Source organism: Variovorax sp. J31P179, assembly GCF_030316985.1.
GTDB classification, from domain to species: Bacteria; Pseudomonadota; Gammaproteobacteria; order Burkholderiales; family Burkholderiaceae_C; genus Variovorax; species Variovorax ginsengisoli_B.
Window position 1 is genome coordinate 242,330 of the sequence record NZ_JASZYL010000007.1, and the last position, 23,405, is coordinate 265,734.

Sequence of the window (23,405 nt, forward strand, 5' to 3'; positions counted from 1 at the left end):
TGGTTGCAGTCTGAGACTTCAGGGCTTGTAAGCGACATGGACCTTGTCGATGCTTCCGTTGAACCTGAAGGGGGCACGGCTGTAGTAGTCCAGCGCGACCGGTGACCCGAGGTCCGTACCGACGTCAAAAGTCTCCGTAGCGGTGAACGCCAGCGGCAGCGTGTAAGGCACGCTGGTGCGGCCGACCTCGGCGCCATCGACCCGCATGACGATCTGGGCCGCAGAGCCTGGCTTGGATGACGCCACTACCGTCTCGACCTCGATGCGGACCCGGCCAGCGGGCAACGCAGCCGTCGAGCGCGCCACGCTGCGCTTGAGCGCCAGCGCGTTGTACTCATAGACCAGTTGGCCGCGATCGAGATAGAGGGTCACTCCGCCGGCCACGCCGCCCATCGCGTAGAGCACGCCCTGCGCATCGGCCGGGAGCACGGCATCGACCGTGACCACGCTGTTGCGCGACCGCAGGTTCGGCGCGGCGAACTCGGGAAGACGGGTGATACGATCAGTGAAGTCCCACTGCGAGTACGGAACTTCGACGTGTGCCTCTGGGTCGAGGAACGGGTAAAGCCCGGCCCCCAGCGGATAGACCTTGTTGGCCCTGGCCTGCGCATCGAACTCGCGCTTCATCTCATCGAGCCGCGACGGATTCGCGGCCGACACGTCGACCGCCTGCGAGTAGTCGCCGTCGAGCTTGTAGAGCGACCAGGAGTCGTTGTTCGGATTCCAGCCCGTGAACTGGGCGAAGCCCGCAATCCACGGCGTGCGCGGTCCCCACACCGACGCCATCCACCCGTCCTTGTAGAGGCCACGGCTGCCGAGGTTCTCGAAATACTGGGCCGGCTTCCGTGAAGCGGCTCTGGCGTCAGCAAAGGTGGCGGCCATGCTCACGCCATCGATCGGGTCTTGCGCCACGCCGTTGACGGACGTGGGCGGCGTGATGCCTGCGATCTCATAGATCGTCGGCGCGATGTCGTTCACGTGATGGAACTGGCTGCGCACCGTGGTGTCCGGCTTGATCCGCTTCGGCCAGGACACCGCGAGCGGCGTGCGCGTGCCGCCGAAGTAGCCCGCCACCAGCTTCGTGCCCTGGAACGGCGTCATGCCCGCCCAGGCCCAGGCCGCGTGGTACATGCTGTCGAGCTTCGGGCCACCCAGTGCGTCGAGCCCTCCGTAGTCGCGCTCCAGCACCCCCATGTGTTGCTGCGCGCCGGCCGCAATGCCGTTCTGCGAGTTGAGTTCCGCGATCGAGCCCTGCATGCCTTCGGCGGAGGCGCCGTTGTCCGAGAAGACATAGAAGATCAGCGTGTTCTCGCGCAGCCCCTCGCGCTCCAGTTCGTCGACCAGCTTGCCGACCTGCGTGTCGGTGTGCTCCAGGAATCCCGCATACACCTCCATCAGGCGCGCCTGGAACTTCTTCTCCTTCGGGTCGAGGCTGTCCCATGCCGGCAGCGAGGCCGGGCGCGGTGTGAGCTGCGCGTCCTTCGGTATCCAGCCCAGTTGCTTCTGCCGCTCGAAGGCCTGTTCGCGGTAGACGTCCCATCCACCGTCGAAACGCCCCTTGTACTTGTCGGACCACTCCTTGAAGACGTGGTGCGGCCCATGCACGGCGCCGGGCGCCCAGTACATGAAGAAGGGCCGGTCCGGCGCGCTGGCACGCCGTTGCTGCAGCCACCCGATCGCCTGCTGCGCCAGGTCCTCGGTCAGGTGGTACTTGGGATCGTGAGGTGGCTCGATCGGGGTGGTGTTTCGGTACAGCCGTGGCTCGTACTGCGAGGTCTCGCCCCCGATGAACCCGTAGAAGGTGTCGAAACCATGGCCCGTGGGCCAGCGGTCGAAAGGACCCATCGCCGTGGTCTGGGTAGGCGGCGTGTTGTGCCATTTGCCGAACGCGGCGGTCGTGTACCCATATTCACGCAGCACCTCGGCAATGGTGGCGGAGCTCTTCGGGATCTCGCCCGTGTACCCGTCCCAATCCGTGGCGAGCTCGGCGATAACGCCGTTGCCGACCCGATGCTGGTTACGCCCGGTGAGCATGGCTGCACGCGAAGCCGAGCAGATCGCCGCGGTATGGAAGGCGTTGTAGGTCACGCCGGTCTTCGCAACGCGAGAGAAGGTGGGCGTGTGGATGGGGCCGCCGACCGTGTCGGCTTGCGCGAAGCCGGCATCGTCGAGCATCACGATCAGCACGTTGGGCGCATCCGCGGAGAGGCGCGCCGGCGCCGCGCGCCATGCATGCTTCGATTCCGCGAGCGACGGGCCGGCCACGCTGACGCTCGGCGGACGCGGGAACGGCAGCGAGGTCTGCGCGGCGGCCAGCGACAGGCCTTCGAACAAGACAGCGGTCGCCACGACCGCTTTCAATGACGAGAGAAAAATGGACTTCATTTGGAAATTTAGGCAGTGGACAAGGTGTGAGACTTGAAGGCTTGCATGTCAGGCCGCCACAGCGACAAACGCCGATACCGGCTTTCTGAAGTGCCTGTCGTTCAACAGGAAGTGCGACAGCGCGGGGATGAGCACGAGTGCGCCGACCATGTTCCAGACGAACATGAAGGTCAGCAGGATGCCCATGTCGGCCTGGAACTTGATGGGCGAGAAGGCCCAGGTGATGACGCCGGCGGCCAGCGTGACGCCGACGAGCGCTACGACCCTGCCTGTGAACATCACCGCATCGCCATAGGCCTGCACCAGCGTCAAGCCGCGGCGCTGGCCGGCGAGCTGCACGGAGAGCAGGTACAGCGCATAGTCCACGCCGATCCCAACGCCGAGCGCGATCACGGGCAAGGTCGCGACCTTCACGCCGATGCCCAGCCACACCATCAATGCTTCGCACAGGATCGAGGTGACCACCAGCGGGATCACGGCCACCAGCACGGCGCGCCATGACCGAAAGGTCAGGAAGCACAGCGCGATCACGGCTGCATAGACGTAGAGCAGCATCGTGCGATTGGCCTGATGCACCACGATGTTGGTCGCCGCCTCGATGCCCGCCGAACCCGCCGCCGGCAGGATCTGCACCACGGCGGGGTCGGTCGGATGGTCCTTCACGAAGTCCTCCACCACTGCGAGCACCTTCTGCAGCGTCTCGGCCTTGTGGTCCGAGAGGTAGGCCACCAGCGGCATCACCGAGCACTCAGTGTTGAAGAGCTCCGGGTTGTTCACGGTAGCCTGCTGCGCGCCGTAGTTCAGCACGTCCTGGTTGCGGCTGATGGTCAGCCACTTGGGGTTGCCCTCGAAGGAGCCGGCGGTGATCTGCCGCACCACGTCCTGCAGGCCCAGCGTTGCGCGCACCTCGGGGAGCTGCTGCAACTCCCAGGCGAGGCGATCGACGTGCGCCAGGGTGTCGTACTTCAGGCACCCTTCCTTGGGCGTCTTCACGATCACCGCGAAGAGATCGCTGGAGAGCGAGTAGTTCTTCGTGACAAAGGCGTTGTCACGGTTGTAGCGGGAATCCGGCCGAAGCTCTGGCGCACCGGGATCGAGATCGCCCACCTGCAGCTTCAGGCTCACCGCAAAGCCCCCAACGGCGAGCGCCAGCGAACCCAGCACCGCAGCCAGCGCCCAACTGCGCTTTGCCGCGAAGTTGTCGAGCAAGCCCCAGAAACGCCCGCCCCGCCCGGCTGCCTGATCCTGCTCCACCTTCAGGCTTCGCTCGGCCGCAGCCGGGCTCACACCCACATAGGACAGGAGCACCGGCAACAGAAGCAGGTTGGTGAAGATCAGCACCGCGACACCAATGCTTGCGGTCAGAGCGAGTTCACGGATCACGGGAATCGGGATCAGCATCAGCACCGCGAAACCGACCGCATCGGCCATCAGCGCAGTGACGCCCGCCAGGAAGAGCCGCCGGAAGGTGTAGCGCGCCGCCACCAGCCGGTGCGTGCCGCGGCCGATGTCCTGCATGATGCCGTTCATCTTCTGCGCGCCGTGGCTCACGCCGATGGCGAACACGAGGAAGGGCACCAGCATCGAGTACGGGTCCAGCTCCAGCCCGACCAGCCTGACCAATCCCACCTGCCAGAGCACGGCCACCAGCGAGCAAGCCAGCACCATGGCCGTGCTGCGCACGCAGCGCGTGTAGCCGTATAGCAGCAGCCCGGCGATGACCGTGGCGGCGCCGAAGTACATCATCACCTGCAGCAGGCCGTCCAGCAGGTCGCCGATGATCTTGGCGAAGCCGATCACGTGGACCTTCACGCCCCAGGGCTTGCCGTCGGGGGCGAGCCCACGCTCGTACTTGTCGCGGATCTGGCTCTCGACTTCGCGCGAAAGCCGCCAGTAGTCGAGCCGCCCGTCCTTTCCGTGGTCCAGCAGCGGCGCGACGATGGCGCTGGACTTGAAGTCGTTGGCCACGATGCTGCCGACCAGGCCCGCGCGGGCGACGTTGGTGCGCAGCTTCTCGACGCTGGCGGCCTTGCCGTCGAAGTTGTCGGGCATGACGGGGCCGCCCTGGAAGCCTTCTTCGGTCACCTCGGTCCAGCGCGTGGCCGGTGTCCACAGCGACTTGACCCACGCGCGGTCCACGCCCTGCGTGAGGAACAGGTCGTCGTTGATGTGCTTGAGCGCCTCGAGGTAACGGGCGTCGAAGATGTCGCCGTTCTCGTTCTCCACCACCACGCGCAGCGTGTTGCCCATGCCGCGCAGTTCGCTGCGGTTCTGCAGGTAGTTCTGGATGTAGGGATGACCCACGGGGATCATCTTCTCGAAGCTGGCATTGAGCGAGACGCGCGTGGCGAAGAAGCCAAGCACCAGGGTGGCGAGCAGGCAGGCCAGCGTGACCGCCAGGCGATGGTTGAAGACCGCGCGTTCGAGCCAGTTGCCCGAGTTGAGCGGGAAATCGGCAAGCTCGCGCACGACCGGCATGCGGTCGAGACCGGAAGAGATGGCCATTACTTGTCCTTGGAAATCAGCTCGACGATGCGCAAGCCACGCAGGCCACCCACCACGAGTTCGGTCTTGCTGCTGAAGGCGACAGCGGCAAGCGGCATTGGCGAGCGCAGCGACGGAGTCGCGAAGTTGCGGCCACCGTCGCCGCTGACGGCAATGGCGCCACCCTGGTCGACCAGCGCCAGCATTCCGTCAGCGCCGACGGCGTTGCCGATGATGCTGGCCGTGAGGCCGGTCTTCGCCGGCTCCCAAGAGGCGCCATCGTCTACGCTCAGGAAGGCGTTGCCGCGCATGCCGTAGGCCAGCACGCCCGCGTTGGTGGCGGCCAGGCCGAAGTAGCTGCCCTTGTAGGGCGAGGTCAGTTCCCGGAATCGCTGCATGTCGCGGTCGAGCTTGAGCAATAGCCCTCCCTCCCCCGCGATGTAGATCGACCCGAGATGGGCGCGGATCGCGTAGAGATTGAGCAGGCCCGGGTTGTCCGTGCGATCGAACCACGGCTCCCAGGTCTTGCCGCCGTCGGCGGTGCGCAGGATCAGGCCGTAGGCGCCGACCACAAAGCCTTCGCTGACGCTGGTGAAGCACAGGTCGAGGAAGGGCTTGTCGGGGCCCGCCTCGGCATTGCGCAGGGCCTCGGCCAGCAGCTTCTTGTCCTGCTCGCCGGCGTCGGATGCGGCGACGCGGCGCTGCATGTGCTCGAGCACCAGCCGATTGACCTGGCGCCCTTCGATCAGCCGTGTCCAGTCATGGCCGCCATCGCGCGTGCCGAGCACGACGCCGTCGTGGCCGGTCGCATAGCCCACCTTCGCGTCGACGAAGCTCACGGCCGTGAGGTCCGAGCTGACGGGCACTAGGGCCTGCACCCACACGCGGCCGCCGTCTTCGGAATGCACGATGTGGCCGCGCTGGCCGACGGCGACCAGGCGCTCGCCGGCCCGCGCGATCCCCGTGATGAGCCGCTGGTCGGCCAACGGGCTCATTCGCACGGGGCGGTCCAGCACCTCGCCGACTGCTGCATCAGCGCCCGCCCCGGCGTGTGAGGCCGCCAGCGAGCCGATCGCCGCCAGCAGCATGCTTCTGCGTTGCACGTGAACCCCTCTCAGCGCACGCCGGAGCCGGCCAGCGCGTCGGCCGACCAGGCGGTGGCCGACATCGGATCGGTGTACTTCAGGCCCACGTTGTAGGCACCCATCAAACCGATGACGTTGTAGCCGCCCGTGTTGAAGTCAACGACCGACTGGCCCATGCTGGAAGGTGCGGGCACTTCATAGGAGGGGTTGGTGTAGACGAAGCCCGCGCGGTAGAGCTGGCCGCGCGCGTCGTACATGTCGGAGGCCACTGCGATCCAGCTGTCCTCATCCACGTAGAAGGTGCGCTTGGCGTAGATGTGGCGCTTGTCCGCCTTCAGCGTCGCCTCCACCACCCACACGCGGTGCTGTTCCCAGCGCACGAAGTCCGGGTTCAGGTGACTCGGCGTAGTCGCCGCATACGGATCCTTCGCGTAGACCAGCTTGAAGGTGTTGTAGGGGATCAGCATCTCCTGCTTGCCCACGAGCTTGAAGTCGTAGCGATCCATCGCGCCGTTGAAGACCCAGGCGTCGTCATAGGTCGATGCGCCCGCGGTGCCGGGGTTGGGCGTGTCGTAGGCAATGTCCGGTGCGAGCTTCACGCGGCGCTGACCGGGCAGGTACTGCCAGGCACGACGGCCGTTCTTCATCGGGTTGATGTAGTCCTGCGCGAGCAGTGCTTCACCTGCACGGCGTGCCGGCGCCGTGTAGGCGATCTTGGTGCGGAAGTAGATGTCGTTGTCCGCCGATGCGCCTGTGCGCTTCGGGTCGTAGTACGGGTAGTCCATGTAGATCTGGCCCGTGGTGGCGAGCACCGCCTTGCCGGACGAGTCAACGTTGATGGAGTCGTACTGCGTGTAGTAGCTCTGGCCCGTGTAGCGCAGCAGGTGGTTCCACATCACCTCGTTGCCGGTCTTGGGGATCGGGAACGGGATGCCGGCGAATGTGCCTTCGAGACCCAGGCCGTCGTCGGTGGTCTTCACGGCAGTGGCGTTCTTCACCGTGTTCTCCAGCACGTACTTGGGAAAGGCCATCGAGCGGTGCGACGGGTAGACGTCCACACGCATCGTCGCGTACTTCTTCAGCAGCTCCTTGGTGCCTGCCGTCAGCTTGGACTCGTACTGGGCCATGTTCTGCGCGGTGATCGCGTAGAGCGGCTTCTCCGCCGCGTAGGGGTCGGGGCGGATGCCGGAGCCCTTCTCGTAGCCCGCGGGTGGCGTGGTGAGGCCGCCGGTGTACTCGGGGATGGTCTTGTCGGCGTTGCCCGCGCGCTCGGCGCCGGTCTGGGTGAGGGTGGTGCCGAGCTTCTTCGCTTCGTCGGCCGCGACGGCAGCGAGGGCGGAATGGGCGGCGAGCGCGAGCAGCGCACCCGCCCACAGGGGGCGTGTTGACTTCATGGGTTTGTCTCCGTTCGGTTGAGGTAAGGACGACTCAGAAGGTCGTCTTGAAGGTGAGCAGCACGTGCCCGCGGTCGGACAGGCTGGCGTAGGTGCCGTTGGGCACGTTCATCGCGCCGGTGGGTGTCGTGCTGTAGTCGCCGTAGAAGCCCACGTAGCGCAGCGCGAAGTTGTATTTGGACTGGACGTCGGCGGCGATGCCGATGCCGAAGGAGCCGGCGTTCTTGTTGCCGCCGGTCAGCACGGCCGAGTTGCCCGAGATCCCACCCGACCAGCTCAGCGGCATCGACAGGTCCACGCCCGGGTACACCTGGTACCAGGTCGGCGTGAAGTTCAGTCCCAAACCGAAGTAGTCCTTGCTGACCGCATCGACGTTGGCCGGGTTGGCGCGGTAGGCGTCGCTGCCCTTGAAGGCGCCGGGGTTCTGCGAGACGCTGAGCCAATGGCTCCACACCAGTTCGGCATTCCATGTCGCGCTGTCGAAGAGCGGTGTCTTGGAGACCGTGCCGAGCAGGTTGAACACACCGTGCATCGTGTCGCCGCGTGCGCCGGGCGTGTCGCCGCCGAGCTGGCTGAGTTGCGCCAGCGAGATCGCTCCCGTGGCCGGATTGACCAGCGGCGCGGGCAGCACCTGCACCGGCACGCTCTGCAGCGGCATGTTGCGGCGGTAGCTGAGTTCGGCGCCGAGGCTCAGGCCGGCGACGTTCTTCGCGAGGCTCACGCCGTAGATGTCGATGTCGCGACCGTAGAAGGCCTGGTACTGGCCGACGTAGCCGGCCTGAATCTGCGGCAACGTGGCAGCGCCTGGATTGATGTAGCAGGTGCTCGGGCCGACCGGGCGCAGTCCGGCGCGCGAGCAGGCTGCAGCGGGCACGCCCGCGGCGACCGCCGGCAGCAGTGCGAGCTGCGGCTGGATGTCCGCGGTGCGACGGCCATACAAGCCGGCCGTGCCGTCGAGCCACTCGGGACTCCAGCGCGCCGCCAGGCCGAAGTCGCCGGTCTTGTTGGGCTCGGAATTGGTGGCTTGCAGCAGTCGCTGGCCGGGTCCGGCGATGAGCGATTCGCCGCCGTGCAGCAAGGCATCATTGACCGTCAGGTAGCTACCCGACTCCGGGTAGCGCGCGCTCTCCCAGTCAAAGAAGGTCTGGGCGGACAGCGACAGCTCGGCCGTCGGCTGTACCTGCAAGGTGGCCGAGTTGCGCGGACGGTAGAGCTCTTTGGCCTCGATGCCCGGCGTGGCGAGCGCTTTCCACAGGTCCAGCGAGTACTGGCCGTAGGAGATGCCGTTGACGGCACCGCCGCCGAGCAGGCTCTCGCCCCAGTACACCGTGTGCTTGCCCAGGCGCAAGCCCACGTTGGTTTCGCCGATGTCGGTGTTGCCGAAGACGAAGGCATCCAGCAGCTCGCCCGAGGGGCCCTTCGCGTAGCGGCTGGTATAGGGCGACAGGATCCCCGCCGTCGGCACGCCGAAGGACAGGGTGTTGGCGGTGGCGTTGTTGCGGTTGTCGAGGTTGTTGTAGGCCGGATCGGCCCACGCCGTGCCGCTCACGCGGAAACCGTACTTCTTGTCGACCACCAGGTCCAGCTCGCTGAGCAGGTCGAGACGGTTCGCAATCAGCGAGTGGTTGTTGAAGTTGCGGTCGCCATCATCGAAGTTCGGGTTGCCCAGGATCGCCTTGTCCTGGCTCTGCGTGCGCTGGCCGAGGTTGTAACGCAGGGTGTTGTCCCAGCGGAGAACGACATCGGGGTTGCCGGTGTCGATCTCCATGGCATGGGAAGCCGGGACGATGGCGAAAGGGGCCAGTGCGGCGGTGGTCACCGCACTGAGACGACGGATGCTGGCGGGTGCGCGAAAAACACGGTGGGGCACGAAAACAGTCTCCTCGGGGGTTGGTATGACGGCGGGACTTGGGTGCCCGCTCGGTGGGCAGGAAAGGGTCAGCGGGCCATCTGGCCAAATCAGGCGACCAGCTTGACGAGGCTGTGGTAGCTGTTTGGCATCAGCCGTGTCAGCCAGAAAAGCGTGCTGGACTTGTTGCCGGTCAGCAGTCGCTTTTTCCCGCTGCGAACGGCGCGCAAGATGTCATCGGCGCAGGTTTCGGGCGGCGTAACGAGCAGCTTCGCGCCCAGCGCCTGCAGGCGGGCCTCTTCTTGGCCGGCGTTGCGGCAGCGGCGGCCGTCGCGCTCGATGTTGGTCTTGATGCCGCCCGGATGCACGCACAGCGCGCGCACGCCCGTGCCTTCGAGTTCGCGCCACAGGCACTCGGTGAGGCCGCGCACGCCGAACTTGGAGATGTTGTACGCGCTCTGGGTCGGAAAACCGATCAGTCCGAAGATGCTCGAGATGTTGACGATGCAGCCTTCTCGCTGCGCCAGCATCATCGGCAGGAACGCCTTGCTGCCGTAGATCACGCCCCAAAGGTTGATTCCGAGCTGCCACTCGATCTCGTCGATTTCCAGGTTCTCGAAGGTGCCGACCATCGTCGTGCCGGCGTTGTTGAACACGAAGTGCGCGGCGCCAAAATCGCGCTTCACATCGTCCGCATGGGCGAACACCGCCTCGCGCGAGGACACGTCGAGCTTGTAGGCGCGTGCCTCGGTGCCCGAGGGCAACAGGGCGATCGTCTGGGCCAGGCCCGCCGCGTCGATGTCCGACAGCGCAAGGCGGGCACCTGCTCCGCCCATTTGCAGCGCCAGCGCGCGGCCAATGCCGGAACTCGCGCCGGTGATGACGGCAACTTTGCCTTTGAAGTGGGATTGCATAAAAGTCTCCTTAGTTGTTGGTGAGGATGTGGATTGCGAGGGCGGCCTCTTCGATGCCTTGCAGGCCGCCGCCGTTTTCCTGGATGGCATGGCGCGCACCGTGGACTTGCCGTGCGCCGGCTTCGCCGCGCAGTTGCGTGACGAGTTCGTGGATCTGGCCGAGGCCGGTGGCACCGAGGGGATGGCCCTTCGATTCGAGGCCGCCCGACGGGTTGATAGGGATGCGGCCGCCGATCGTGAAATCGCCGCGCTCGGCCGCAGGCCCGCCTTGCCCCAGATCGACCAGCCCGAGGTTTTCGGCCTGGATAATCTCGCCCATCGCGGAGGCGTCGTGCACTTCGGCCACGTGCATGTCTTGCGGACCGAGCCCGGCCTGCTCGTAGGCCTGCTGCGCCGCGAGGCGGCCGATGTTCTTCTGGGGTTGGTCGAGTCCGCGCACCGTGAAGCTGCGCATCACACTCGCGGCCACCTTGACGCAGCGCGAGCGCGCCGTGCCGATTCGGCGCAAGCCCGCTTCATTGCAGACGATGACCGCCGCTGCCCCATCGGACAACGGCGCGCACATCGGCAAGGTCAGCGGATAAGTGATCGGCGGGGCTGCAAGGACCTCGTCGATGGTGAAGGGCTTGCGGATCTGCGAGAGCGGGTTGTGCACCGAGTGCTGGTGATTCTTGGCAGACACGGCGGCGATCTGCCGTTGCGTCGTGCCATGTGTCTTCATGTGATGGCGGCACAGCGCCGCGTAGATCGCCATGAAGCGGCTGTACGGCTTGTCGGACTCGGAACCGGGCGGCGGATCGATGCCCGCGCCCATCTGAATCAACGTCTCGTAGTTCTCTCGTGCGCGCGACACGTCCCATCCGGCTTCGAAGAGCGCGAAGGCCTTGGGCTTGTCGGCGATGTTCATCTTCTCGGCGCCCAACGCCAGCGCGACGTCGCAGGCGCCCGCCTTGAGGTGCTGGACCGCCAGGTGCAGCGCGGTGCTGCCGGAGGCACAGGCGTTCTCGACGTTGAACATCGGGATGCCTTCGATGCCGAGCTTGCCGAGAACGACCTGGCCCGGAATCGCCACCTGCCCCTGCAGCGGCCCGTTGGTCATGCCGGCGTAGAACGCGGCGCCGAGATCGGCCGCGCTGCAGCCTGCATCGCGCAGCGCGATGCTCAGCGCTTCGCCCGCCATGTCGTCGAGCGTGCGCCCGACATGGCGGCCGAACACCGTCATGCCGATGCCGGCGACGTAGATGCTGCTCATGGCGGCCTCAGGCGGCGCTGCGCTTGAGGTACATCGCGAACAGCAGCGCGAAGAGCACGTCACCCATCACGAGCGCGGCCATCTGCGTCGTCGCGTTGCCGGCCAGCCAGTGCGCCCAGACGATCGCGACCACGCCGAGCTTGGAGAAGATGCCCAGCAGGACGATGCCGCGGTTCGCCCTCGGGTTGCTCCCGACCATCCAGTAGCCGCAGCCGAAGGCGAAGATGGCGAGCAGCGCGATCTGGCCGAACAGGTTGTGCTGCGGCGGCTCCAGGCCGAGCGGGCCCGCCAGCAGTGACAGGATCAGCACACCGCCCCAGTTGAAGAGCGCGCCGGAATAGAAAAGAGCCTTGGTCTGGGTGGTGGTCATGGGGGATCTCGCAGACGACTGTCGTTGCGTGGGTTTTTGGGTAATGGGTGTTGCGCTCATATCGTCCGCTCGCTGCGGGCCCAGTAGGGCGCGCGCAAGTCCTTCTTGAGCACCTTGCCGGCGGCGCTGCGTGGCAGCGCGGGAATGAAGTCCACCGTCTTCGGCGACTTCACGGGGCCCAGCTTGTCGCGGCACAGGGTCATCAACTCTTCGGCGCTGGTTTGCTGGCCGGGGCTCAGTTCGACGACGGCCTTGACCGCCTCGCCCCACTTGTCGTCGGGCACGCCGATGACGGCACAGTCCTGCACCGCCGCGTGCGACCAGATCACCTGCTCGACCTCGCTCGGGTAGACGTTGAAGCCGCCGCTGATGATCATGTCCTTCTTGCGATCGGTGATGTGCAGGTAGCCCTCGGCGTCGAGGTGCCCGATGTCGCCGGTGTGCAGCCAGCCGTCGACGATGGTTTCCGCGGTCTTGTCAGGCGCCTTGTAGTAGCCCTTCATGACCAGGTCGCCACGCACGCAGATCTCGCCGGTCTGCCCTTGCGGAAGCATCTCGCCGGCGTCGTTCATGATCTCGACGCGCACGAGCGGGTTCGGCCGGCCGACCGACGACAGGCGCTCGTCGCCCGCAATGCGCCCGGCCACGAAGTGCTCGGCCGGCGTGAGGAAGGAGATGGAAGCCGGGCATTCGGTCTGTCCGTAGCCGCCGGTCATCACCGGGCCGAAGACCTCGATCGAACGCTTGAGCTTCTCGACCGACATCGGCGCGGCGCCATAGAGGAAGTAGCGCAGCGAACCGAAGTCGACCTTCTCGATGCCGGGGATGTCCAGCAGCTTGTAGATGACCGTCGGCGGCAGGAAGACCTCGGTCACCTTGTGGCGCGCGATGGCGTCCAGCAGCAGCGCGGGGTCGGGCTTGGTCAACACGACCACGGTGCCGCCACGCGCCGTGCACGGCACGGACAGGACACCGGCCGTGTGCGTCATCGGCGCGGCAGCGAGATTCACGGCCGGCTCGTCGGTGCGGTAGCCGATGCTCGTCATGAAGTGCATGACGAAGGTCTGGACGCTGCGGTGCGTGTTCTCCACGCCCTTGGGCATGCCCGTGGTGCCGCCAGTGGGCGACAGCATGATCGTGTCGTCCATGTCGTAGGCCACGTCGGGCCGGCTGCTCGATGCGGTCGCAACCCAACTGTCGAGCGAGACCGCGCCGGCGGCATTGCCGTCGATGCAGATCCAGCGCCTGACCTTGGGCAGGCGTTCGCGCAGGCCGTCGATCTGCGAGGTGAAGGCCTCCTGGAAGAACACCACCTCGCAATCGAAGGTGTCGAGGATGTGGTGGTTCTCCTCGGCGGCGTTGCGCGCGTTGACGGGAATCCACGCCATGTTGGCGCGCCACAGGCCGAGGGTGCAGACCCACGCCGTCACGTCGTTGCCGGACCAGACGGCGCCGCGCGTGCCCTTGCCGAAGCCGTCCGCCAGCAGTGCGTTGGCAATGCGGCAGGACAGGGTGCCGACCTCGTCAAAGCTGTGCTTGCGCTCGTTCTGGATGTAGGCGATGCCGGTCGGATTGATGCGCCAGCCGCGGTCGAAGAAGTCGATGATGGCCACGAGGCCTCCTCAGAGTTGCGTGACGGTGGCGCGCGCGAGGCCGCGCTGCTCCAGGAAGCCCAGCAGGTAGCGGTGGCCAAAAGCCTTGCCTGCGGATGCGAAACCGACCTTGTGGGTCTCGTTGTCGATCAGCTTCATGGCAGCGGCGGCCTGCAGCACGCCCGTTGAGAGGTAAGGCGTGACACCGTGCACGGTGGCGCGCACCGCGGCGAGCTGGCCGCGTCCGATGGCGAAGTCCACCGTGCGCTGGATCGTGGTGCGCTCGCGCGGCGGCATCGCCGGCGTGGTGGACTGGACGAGGTGGTTGATCACGGCGTCCTGCTCGGCCTTGCCCATGTGCTTGTACTCGGTGTCCCATTTCTGGCCGACCGAGTGCACCAGCTTCATCACGTCGTTGTCATAGAAGCCGACGGCGGAGATGCACGAGCGAACGCGGGCATCGTTTTCGAAGAACACCGGCAGCGAGGTGCCGCCCCAAGGCAGGCCGAACACCGGCTGGGCGATCTCGGGCGTCACGAGGTTGAAGCTGGCGGCAGCAGAGTGCGGGACGAGCTTCTTTTCCCACAGGTAGCACTGCTCCTGGCGGAACAGCTCGAAGATCGAGGCGGTCGAGCCGACCGTGACGCCGGCGCCCACGCCGCGCGGTCCGCGGGCCAGCGAGGCGGTTTCGAGCGCGTCCACGCCGGGCGTTTCGAGCGCCAGCTCTGCGGCGATCTCGGCGAAGGTGTACATGTAGGCGGTGGACGGTGCCAGCACCAGCCCGACCTGGCGGTACAGGTCGCCGAACTGGTCGCGCGCCTGGCGGATGAAGCCCTGCTCGCCGGTGGTGTCGAGGTAGTGGCAACCGGCCTTCAGGGAGGCTTCCACCGTGGTCAGGCCGAAGTTGATGAAGGGCCCGACCGTGTTGCAAACGACCTTGGCCCCCGCGAAGGCGCGGGTGAGCGATTCGACGCTGTGGTCGCACTCGATGATTTCGTAGGTCGCGGACTCCAGGCGAACGACGCGCTGGGCCATCATTTCGCGGGTGCGTTCAGCGCTGCGCGAGATCGCGGTGAACGGGATGTTCTGGTCGATGAGCGCGTCCATGATCAGCATGCCGGTGTAACCACTGGCGCCATAGACAACGACGGGATGCTTTGCCACTTAGAGTCTCCTGAATAGGTGTGTTTGGGATGGCAGTCAGTGTCTTTTCTCGGGGGGACTTGCTCAATCACGGAAAGCCGGGCAATTTGCACGGGTGGCCGTTCACGGAAATCCGTGAAAACCGTCCAAACGGCCTACGGATTAACACCCGGTCCGTCGGGCAATACCGCAATGCGAAAATCGACATCCCTCCCGAAATCACCTGCCGCCGCGGGTGAGCGCCCGATGTCGCCCCTTGGTCCCCGGCCTCTCTCCCTGAAGTTGTGCGCGCCGCGTCCGGCATCGCGGGAGATCGAACGCAACGCAATCGCCACCGTGCTCGCGCAGTCCACCGCACCTGTGGTGTTGATCAATGCGCCGGCGGGATATGGCAAGTCCACCGCCATGGGGCAGTGGTTGCGCGCCCTGCGCGCGCAGGACATCCCGGTGGCATGGCTCACCGTGGATGTGGAAGACAACGACCCGGGGCGCTTCGTCTTCCATCTGCAATCGGCCCTGACAGCTGTGCTGGCCGAGTCGTCGCAAACCCAAGGACTCGCGGAACGCGTCGCGCCGGAGACGACGGCCGGCAGCCATGCCTATCAGTTGCTCGAAGCGCTGGCACAGATCGAATCGGGCTTCGCCCTGTTCGTCGATGATCTCGAGCACATCGACAGCGCCGAGGTGCTCGCCACGCTCGGCCGCGTCATCGACACGCTCGGCCCGAACCAGCGCATCGTCTTGGGCTCGCGCACCAAGCCGGCGCTTCCGCTAGGGCGCTTGCGTGCGCGCGGCATGTTGCTGGAAGTCGACCAGAACGCTCTGCGCTTCTCGGTAGACGAAACACGGGACTATCTGGACTCGCGCCTGCCGTCCGCCCTCGACGAAGCCGACCTGGCCCGGTTGCAGCAGCGCACCGACGGCTGGCCCGCCGCCTTGCAACTCGCGACGGCGCTCAGCGGATCCTCCGGCATCGACGCCGTCCTGCGCAACAAGGGCGACTTCTCTCGCGACATGGCGACCTATCTGGTCGAGGACGTGCTGGCGCGATTACCGGCACGCCAGTTGGAATTTCTGCTGCAGACTGCCCTCTTCGAAAGCTTTTGCGCCGCCATGTGCGACGCCGTGCTGGAGCGCAATGACAGCGCAGCCATGCTGCAAAAGACCGAACGAGACAACCTCTTCCTGCTGGCGATGGAGGCCGATGGCGAGTGGTATCGGTACCACCCGCTGTTCTTGGCCTTTCTTCGGAGCCAGCCGGGCTTTCCGACGCGGGACACTGCGGCACAGTTGCACCTCAAGGCGGCGAGATGGTTGGCGGCGGAGGGTCGGCTCATGCCGGCGATTCATCATGCAATCGCCGGCGGGCAACAGGATCTTGCCGCCGAATGGATGGCGCTGCGCGCCGCCGAAATGGTCAACACCGGCCAGGTCGACACCTTGCGCAAGTGGATCGACGCGACGCCCGATCATCTGCTGGAAGCCCATCCCGAGCTGGCCATCTCCGGCGCCTACACCATGGCCATTCAGAGGCGACAACCGGCAGCGACTCGGTTGATCGACATCGTCGGACGCGTTGCGAAGCCGGGATCGCAGATTGCGCAAGAGTTGATCGGAGCGAAGCTGGCCGTGTTCACCTGGGGAGACGACCTGCCGCAAGCCGCCGCCCTCGCCCTCGCCTGCATGGACGGATTCGATACGGCTCCGCCGCGGATGCTTGGACTGATCCACAACGTCGCCGCCTTCGACTGCATCAGCCGCGGCGACTACGCACAGGCCCTGCGCTATCTCGCCACCGCCAAGCGCATCTATGTCGGTGAGATCCACGGGCTGAACCACACGATGTGCCTGGAAGGCGCGATCGATCTGCACCAGGGCAATGTGCGCGAGGCTCGCCTGCGCTTCGAGGTCACGCTGGACAAGGTCATCGAGGCGGGCTATCGGTTCACAGACGCCTCGGGCGTCGCCGCCGGCCACCTGGCCGAAGCGCTCTACGAGATGAACGACCTTCAGGCCGTCGAACTGTTGCTGGAGGAATACCTCCCGATCATCCGCGACGCATGCGTGCCCGACCACGTGATTGCGGCCTATCGCATCGCGGCGCGCACCCATGCATTGCGCGGGCGCACAGAGCTCGTTCAACAGACACTGGCCGAAATGCTCGACCTGGGCGATGCCTGGGGCATTCCTCGCATCGCTTCGGCCGCGCGGCAGGAGAAACTGAGACTCGCGCTGCTGGCCGGCGACCTGGCGGGCGCGCGCCACCTCATGACGCTGATCGAGCACAGTGGTGGATGGAAATCCGAGCCCGGCCAGTTTCCGTATTCGGAAGATCTCGACGATGGCTTCATCGCATCCGTGCGCTTGTCCATGCGCTCGGGGGCTGCGCCGTCAATGATCCCGCGCATCCAGGAAGCGGTCGCGCAGGCTGAGGCGGTGAACCACACCCGTCGCGCCGTGCGCCTGCGATGCCTGCTCGCGCAAGCTTACGAGGCGGCGCTTAAGCGCTCGCAGGCGCTGGAGGTGCTCGAACAGGCACTGGACATTGCCAGCACCAAGGGCCTTGTCCGAGTACTGGCCGATGAACCCTGGCATCTTCAACCCTTGCTGGACGCAATGGCAACCCGCGACGGCGTACGGCCCTTGCATCTGGCCGCCGTCTCTGACGCCCTGCACCCCAGCCTCGCCTCCTCGCCGTCGGCACCGACCCACAGCGCCGCCGAGGGTCTGCTCAGTCAGCGCGAGCGCCAGGTGCTGCGCCTGCTCGCCGACGGCCTCTCGAACAAGGAACTGAGCCGCAAGCTGTTCATCAGCGAGAACACCGTCGAGAGCCATCTGCGGCGCATCAACGGCAAGCTGGGCGCGAAGAACCGCACGCAGGCGGTGACGCGGGCGCGTGAATGGGGCCTGGTCTAGCCATGGGGTCGCCATGAGTTGGGTCACCGTCATCTGGTCCATGATCTCGGCGGCTTGCCTGACGCTGGCAGGCGTCCACCTGCCGGTCTGGCTCAGGGACCGGACGGCGTGGCCGAGCTTCTTCTTTTCGCTGTTGGCACTGTCCACAGCGTTCTACGCGTTCTGCGAGATGTCGATGCTGCACGCGCAGACCCCGGCGGAATACGCAACAGCCATCCGGTGGGCGCACGTTCCGATCTGGCTCATCAACCTGTCGCTCGTCGCCTTCGTACGAACCTACCTGGAGGCGGGTCGATCGTGGCTTGGATGGAGCGTCATCGGGTTGCGCACCGCCTCGCTTCTGCCCAACTTCACAACGGGCCAGGGTCTCAACTACAGCGAGATCTCGACGGTCCTGCGCATTCCCTTTCTTGCCGAGGACGTCTCCACCGCGCTCGGCACGCCCAACCCGTGGATGTTGATCGGGAATTTGGCCGCGTGCCTGCTCGTGGTCTTCGTGGCGGATGCGAGCATCACGGCATGGCGGCGCGGCGACAGGGTCCCAGCCTTGACGGTCGGTGGCAGCGCCGTCTTCTTCGCGCTCGCCGGCATCGGTCAGTCCCTTCTGGTGTTCTGGGGTGTCATGCACGCGCCGATCACGATCAGCCTGTTTTCACTGGGTCTCGTGCTGACGATGGCTTACGAGCTGAGCAGGAACGTGCTGCGCGCCTCGCAGCTCGTCCAGGAGTTGCGGGAAAGCGAAGAGCGCATGGCCCTCGCGGCCGAGGCGGCGAAGCTGGGCATCTGGGTTCGCGACGTCGCGCGCGACACGTTCTGGGCCAGCCCCCGCACACGCGAGCTATTCGGCGTCTCTCCCACGGAACCGCTGGACCTCGACCGCTTGCTGGTCAAGGTGCATGGAGACGATCGCGATGCCGTCCGCCAAGCCCTCTCGCAAGAGGCCGAAGGCGTGGGCGAGTACCACACGGAGTTCCGCACGACTTCTCCCGACGGCAGCATCCGATGGATCCTGGCCCAGGGCCGCGTGGATTTCGATGCCGCACACCGTCCGCTTCGCGCGCGCGGCGCCTGCAGCGACATCACGGTGCACAAGCAAGCCGAACAGGAAATGATTCGACTGCATCAGGAAATCGCCCATGCGGGCCGCGTCTCGGTCATGGGTCAACTCGCGTCTGCACTGGCGCACGAGATTAACCAGCCGCTCGGGGCGATCCTGCGCAATGCGGAGGCGGCGTCGCTGCTCCTGCAGGCGGCTCCAGTGGATCTCGACGAGATCCGCTCGATCGTCGAGGACATCCTCGCCGACGACCAGCGCGCCGGTGCCGTCATCGACCGCATGCGCGCAATGCTCAGGCGCCATGACCTCGAGGTGCAGCCGCTGCCCGTGAGCGAACTGGTGGGCGACGTCGCGGCCCTGGTGCGCCCGGACGCAGCCGTGCGCCGGGTCAAGGTGGTGGTGGAGATCGCGGATGACGTGCCACCGGTGTTGGGTGACCGCGTTCACCTTCAGCAAGTGCTGCTCAACCTCATTTCGAACGGCATGGATGCGATCGACGAAAGAGGTCGCAAGGTGCGCAACATTGTCGTGACCGCCGTGCGCGCCAGTGCGCACACCGTCGAGATCGCCGTCAGCGACAGCGGGTCGGGCATTCCGACCGACCGACTCGAAGAAGTGTTCGGCTCGTTCTTCACAACCAAGGCCACCGGCATGGGCATGGGCCTGTCCATCTCTCGCACCCTCATCGAATCGCACGGCGGCCGCCTGTGGGCTGAGAACCGTGAAGAAGGTGGGGCGAAGCTCCGCTTCACGCTGCCAGTGGCAGACGCAACGGCATGAGCACGGCACAACCACAATCGACGGTCTACATCGTCGACGACGATGCATCGTTCCTGACCGCCACATCCCGGCTGCTGCTGGCAAGCGGTTTCGCCGTGAAGACTTTCAGTTCCGCGGGCGACTTCCTCGCGCAATGCGAAGACGCCACGCCGGGCTGTGTGGTGGCCGATCTGCAGATGCCCGGCGTGGACGGCCTGGAACTGCAGCGAGCGCTTTCGCGCACGCGCAACCCGATGCCCCTGGTCTTTCTCACCGGCCATGGCGACATTGCCTCCAGCGTGCGGGCCATGCGCGGCGGTGCCGAGGACTTCCTGGAAAAGCGCGCGCCAAAAGAGGAATTCCTGGACGCCGTGAGGCGCGCCCTGCTCCGCGGCGAGCGGGAACGCGGTGCGAGAGCGCACCAGGATCAGTTGCGGCAGCGCTTCGCCGCACTCTCGGAGCGGGAGCGCGAAGTCCTCTCCCACGTCCTGCGCGGCCGACTCAACAAGCAGATCGCGGGCGACCTCGGCATCAACGAGCGCACCGTCAAGCTGCACCGGGCGGCGATCATGAGCAAATGCGGCGTGCATTCGACCGTCGAACTCTCCAGACTGGCGCTGGAGGCAGGCATCGAGACGATCGACGCGGACGACGCGGACGACTCTCAAGCGTGAGTGCCACCGATCGGAGCCTCAGTTCTGGGTCCAGCCTTCGTCGTCGAACAGGCGGTGGGCGAGCAGGCCCAGACGCATGGTCAGGACGTTGTTCTCGCCGTCCTCGATCAGCGCCGCACGCGCATCGCGGAACAGCTTCTCGATGGGGTACTCACGCGAGGTGCCGAAGCCGCCGAAGAGCTGCAGCGCCTCGCTAGTGACCTTCATCGCTTCTTCCGTAACCGTGACCTTCGCCGAGGCGGTGGCATACGGATGCGAGCGCGGCGACAACCGCGCATAGGCGAGCGACCGGCGCGCCACCGAGCGCGCGAGCTCCACGCGCCGCAGCATGTCGCCCAGCCGGAAGCGCGTGAGCTGATGGTCGATCAGTCGCGCACCGCTCTGCTTGCGGTCATGGCAGTAGGCAAGGGCGTGCTCGAAAGCTGCGCGCGCGACGCCCGTGAAGACTTGCGACATGTGCGTGCCCGCAAAAGACCACGCCGAGGCGAAGTTGCCATAGTAGTCATCCTTCAACGCGACCGCGAAGCGCTTGGGCACCTTGACGTTGTCGAAGTAGATCTCGCCTTGCGGCAATGCGCGTTGTCCGATCTTGTCGAGCGGCTTGCCGCGTGAGACACCGGGCAGATCGAGCGGCATCACCATGGCGACGCCGTGCGGACGGCCCTCGCCGTCATACAGCTCGCCGTCGCCATAGTCGGCGTTCATGTAGACCAGCGCAACTTGCGCCGACGCGCCGTTGGACACCCACGACGAACACTGCCCATTGATCACGATCTCGTCGGCGCCAACCTTGGCGAGCAGGTTGCCACGATTGAAAGGCACGCCCGGCGCACCGTCCTGCTTGGGATAGAGAGTCGTAATATCGCTTCCCTTGTCGGGCTGCGTGACGATCCAGCAGCCGATCTTTCCCATCGAGATTTCCACCAGTTCCTTGTTGCCGACGGCTTGGGCCATCTGCAACGGAAAGCCGGCCGCACCGAGCGAAACTGCGAGGCCCGAGTCGCCCCAGCCGAGTTCTTCGCCGATGAGCGACTCGATGCGCACCGCAGTCTCCGGCGGAAACTGCGCGATCAGCGCGGGGTCGAGGTCGAGCTTGGCGAACTCGGAGAAGACGGTCCAGTAAGGCGAGGTAGGGGCGACGACCTGCTCCGCCGTCATGCGATCGAGTTCCTGCGAGATAGGCCGCATCACGTCGCGTGCGAAGCGATGCACGCTCTGCTGGATCGCGGCTTCCTCCTCTGTCAATGGGGTCTCGAACCCGGTCATGCCGACGGCGGGCAGCTTCACGTTGTCATGCAGATTGATCATGTCATGTCTCCAATTTTCTCGGTGGGCACGGCTGTGCGGATGGGAAGCAAGTGTCCCGTCGGGCAGTTCCGCGCTCAATCACGGAAAGCCGCCAATCTCCGTCAAAGGAGAATTCACGGAAATCCGTGAATGCGTAGATGTGGCGCTGGAGAGTGGGCAATTGCGCTCGTCGACTGCCCGGTGCGCCTTGGCTTCGTAGGGCATATGCTGCCCCCGGAGCCACGTGAGATCAGAATAGGAGGCATCACATGAGCAGCGCGGCAACTGCAATGAACGACGACGTTCCCGTGACGCACGCAGGATTGGGATGAGGATTCATCCACTGGGGTCTGGGCCTCTTCATCACCGGCTTCATCCCGATCGCGCACTACATGCATGTCGCGCTGGCTGGAGACGTGGGACCGGTCTTCTGGAACTGACGCTCAAGACAGGTGGCCGTGGCATGACGGGCAGTTGCGTTCTGGATCTACTCTGCCATCCAGATGATTTGCCACTGAGGCGCATCGAGGAGATGGGGTACCGGCCGCGATCAGCGCAGCGGCGCGGGGTTTAGCGTGAACAGATAGGGTGGGAATCGTCCCCGACCACGAAGTACCTGCTGGCTTGGGATCAGGATGGAGATCACGGAACAAGCCTGCGGATGGCCTGGAGCACATCGGCACCGGGATCGTTCTTGCGGAAGTAGGCTGCGCAGCCAGTGGCTCGCGCTTCGGCGCGGGTTTCCAGGTCATCGTGCGCGGTGATGAAGATGAAGGGCGTGTGAGTCCCTTCGGCGACCAGGCGCCGGGCCAGCGCGATGCCCGACATGCCACCGAGTTGGACGTCCAGAATCAGGCAGTCGAAACGAGGACGCTTGGTGTCGGCTAGGAAGGCCTCCGCGGAGTCGTAGGCGATCGACTGCATTCCCGAAGCGCGCAGCAGCCGGCCCAGCGATCGGCAAAGGCTTTCATCGTCGTCGACGACGGCGACATAGATGGGGACGGTGGTGCTCATTGGATTCCCCGGAACTCTGTGCTTCCTCGCGCTCGCTGTCTACTGCCCTAAAGGGAAGGTGCGCACGGATGCTTTTTTTCCTATCCTTCCTGCCACATCACCATGATGACTGGAGCGCGCAGTGACTCGATCTTGTTCCATCCTCCTGCCCTTCGTGGCGACTGTCGCCCTTCTCGTCTCGGGATGCTCCACGCCCAGCGCGGGCAGCACCGGTATCGTGGCTTCCAACAATGCAGAGGCCAAGATCAGCAAGGTCGGATTCCTGACCGAGCCCGGGAGACTTAAGCCGACGCCCGGCGGCGAAGGCTTCCTCTGCTGGCTTCAACCCGGCGTGAAGTGGAGTAGCTACGACAAGGTCATGATCGAGCGCATCCAGGTCTACCTGGAGCCCACTGCGACCCAGCGACCGGTCGATCCGACGGACCTCAAGGTCCTGCTCGATTACTTTCATGGCGTCCTCGTCAAGAACCTGACGCCCGGTGTGAAGATCGTCGACGCGCCGGGCCCGGGTGTCCTGCGCCTCAAATTCGCGCTGACCTCGCTGATTCCCACCGACACGATGGCGAGCCTGGCCGGCACCGCGGTGCCCTATGGCTTCGTCGCTGAAATGGGCGCGGGCGCCGCGACGGGCCGGCCCGTGGGCTCAACGCCGTACATGGGGCAGACCGGACTCGAAGCGCAATTCAGGGACGGCGCCACCGGCAATGTCGTCGGCGAGTGCGCCGATACCGAGATCGGCCTCAAGTACGCCGCCGACCTGAACAAGGGCGCCACGACCGCCGCAGCGGCGTGGATGAATGGCTACGTGAGCTCGTTCACCAGCTGGAGCTATGCGCGCGACGCCTTCAACAAGTGGTCCGAGGCCTTCGCTCGCAGGTTCACCGCCTTGCGCGTCGCATCTTGATGGCGGAGAAATGATGAACGCAGGACGAATCGCGCAACGGGCCCTTGCAGCCCTTACTCAACTACGACTTTCCGGGCAGCTTCTACCCGACCTCGTCGCCCTTGATCACCGCGAACTGGAAGGCGAGCAGCGGGCAGAAGTGGACGGTGCCGGTCGGCGGCCGTGTCGGCAAGATCGTGCGCTTCGACAAGCTGCTGGTGAACCTTCAGGCTTCGGCCTACTACAACGTCGAGCGCCCGAACAACGCACCACGTTGGTCGCTACGGCTGCAAGCGCAGCTTACGTTCCCGAAGTGAGACCCCCTCTCCCTTCTTCGATCTGTTACC

At 65.6% G+C, this 23,405-nt stretch carries 17 protein-coding genes; 5 read left to right on the forward strand and 12 right to left on the reverse strand.

The window, feature by feature from the left end:
• Window positions 1–18 precede the first annotated feature (18 nt).
• From QTI17_RS20050 to QTI17_RS20095, 10 genes are all read right to left on the reverse strand, one after another.
• A complete protein-coding gene (locus tag QTI17_RS20050) occupies window positions 19–2,385 on the reverse strand; it encodes an arylsulfatase (RefSeq protein WP_286535148.1) in 2,367 nt (788 codons plus the stop codon).
• Window positions 2,386–2,433: 48 nt separating this feature from the next.
• A complete protein-coding gene (locus tag QTI17_RS20055) occupies window positions 2,434–4,890 on the reverse strand; it encodes an efflux RND transporter permease subunit (protein ID WP_286535150.1) in 2,457 nt (818 codons plus the stop codon).
• A complete protein-coding gene (locus tag QTI17_RS20060; protein WP_286535151.1) occupies window positions 4,890–5,972 on the reverse strand; it encodes a WD40/YVTN/BNR-like repeat-containing protein in 1,083 nt (360 codons plus the stop codon). The genes QTI17_RS20055 and QTI17_RS20060 overlap by 1 nt, the downstream gene beginning before the upstream one ends.
• Before the next feature lie 11 nt (window positions 5,973–5,983).
• Entirely contained in the window at window positions 5,984–7,348 is a 1,365-nt protein-coding gene (locus QTI17_RS20065; protein ID WP_286535152.1) for a DUF1329 domain-containing protein, read from the reverse strand.
• Between the two features lie 34 nt (window positions 7,349–7,382).
• Complete coding sequence (locus tag QTI17_RS20070) at window positions 7,383–9,218, reverse strand: DUF1302 domain-containing protein (protein ID WP_286535153.1); 1,836 nt, start codon at window positions 9,216–9,218, stop codon at window positions 7,383–7,385.
• A gap of 89 nt (window positions 9,219–9,307) precedes the next feature.
• Window positions 9,308–10,201, reverse strand: a complete 894-nt coding sequence (locus QTI17_RS20075) for an SDR family NAD(P)-dependent oxidoreductase (protein WP_286535355.1) — start codon at window positions 10,199–10,201, stop codon at window positions 9,308–9,310.
• The gene (locus tag QTI17_RS20080) at window positions 10,122–11,363 is read right to left on the reverse strand and encodes a thiolase family protein (RefSeq protein ID WP_286535154.1); all 1,242 of its coding nucleotides are present in this window, start codon (window positions 11,361–11,363) and stop codon (window positions 10,122–10,124) included. Before QTI17_RS20080 ends, QTI17_RS20075 begins: the two co-directional genes overlap by 80 nt.
• A 7-nt stretch (window positions 11,364–11,370) precedes the next feature.
• Entirely contained in the window at window positions 11,371–11,733 is a 363-nt protein-coding gene (locus tag QTI17_RS20085; protein ID WP_286535155.1) for a hypothetical protein, read from the reverse strand.
• 56 nt (window positions 11,734–11,789) lie between these two features.
• Window positions 11,790–13,346, reverse strand: a complete 1,557-nt coding sequence (locus tag QTI17_RS20090; protein ID WP_286535156.1) for a class I adenylate-forming enzyme family protein — start codon at window positions 13,344–13,346, stop codon at window positions 11,790–11,792.
• Between the two features lie 9 nt (window positions 13,347–13,355).
• Window positions 13,356–14,489, reverse strand: coding sequence for a saccharopine dehydrogenase family protein (locus QTI17_RS20095; RefSeq protein ID WP_286535157.1), 1,134 nt, complete (start codon window positions 14,487–14,489; stop codon window positions 13,356–13,358).
• 225 nt (window positions 14,490–14,714) lie between these two features.
• On the opposite strand from QTI17_RS20095, the gene QTI17_RS20100 reads away from it, so the two are divergent.
• The 3 genes from QTI17_RS20100 to QTI17_RS20110 are packed head-to-tail and all read left to right on the forward strand — an operon-like array spanning window position 14,715 to window position 19,874.
• A complete protein-coding gene (locus QTI17_RS20100) occupies window positions 14,715–17,384 on the forward strand; it encodes a winged helix-turn-helix domain-containing protein (protein ID WP_503011087.1) in 2,670 nt (889 codons plus the stop codon).
• Window positions 17,385–17,397: 13 nt separating this feature from the next.
• Window positions 17,398–19,221, forward strand: a complete 1,824-nt coding sequence (locus tag QTI17_RS20105; RefSeq protein ID WP_286535159.1) for an ATP-binding protein — start codon at window positions 17,398–17,400, stop codon at window positions 19,219–19,221.
• Entirely contained in the window at window positions 19,218–19,874 is a 657-nt protein-coding gene (locus QTI17_RS20110; protein WP_286535160.1) for a response regulator transcription factor, read from the forward strand. The genes QTI17_RS20105 and QTI17_RS20110 overlap by 4 nt, the downstream gene beginning before the upstream one ends.
• Window positions 19,875–19,892: 18 nt before the next feature.
• Here QTI17_RS20110 and QTI17_RS20115 read toward each other — a convergent pair whose 3' ends face one another.
• Together QTI17_RS20115 and QTI17_RS20120 are read right to left on the reverse strand one after the other, a co-directional pair.
• Entirely contained in the window at window positions 19,893–21,260 is a 1,368-nt protein-coding gene (locus QTI17_RS20115) for an acyl-CoA dehydrogenase family protein (protein ID WP_286535161.1), read from the reverse strand.
• A 543-nt stretch (window positions 21,261–21,803) separates the two neighbouring features.
• Window positions 21,804–22,175, reverse strand: coding sequence for a response regulator transcription factor (locus QTI17_RS20120; RefSeq protein WP_286535162.1), 372 nt, complete (start codon window positions 22,173–22,175; stop codon window positions 21,804–21,806).
• A 217-nt stretch (window positions 22,176–22,392) separates the two neighbouring features.
• On the opposite strand from QTI17_RS20120, the gene QTI17_RS20125 reads away from it, so the two are divergent.
• Window positions 22,393–23,079: a DUF3313 domain-containing protein gene (locus tag QTI17_RS20125; RefSeq protein ID WP_286535163.1), complete on the forward strand. Its 687-nt coding sequence runs from the start codon at window positions 22,393–22,395 to the stop codon at window positions 23,077–23,079.
• Window positions 23,080–23,123: 44 nt separating this feature from the next.
• Window positions 23,124–23,375, forward strand: coding sequence for a hypothetical protein (locus QTI17_RS20130; RefSeq protein ID WP_286535164.1), 252 nt, complete (start codon window positions 23,124–23,126; stop codon window positions 23,373–23,375).
• The last annotated feature ends 30 nt before the right edge of the window (window positions 23,376–23,405 follow it).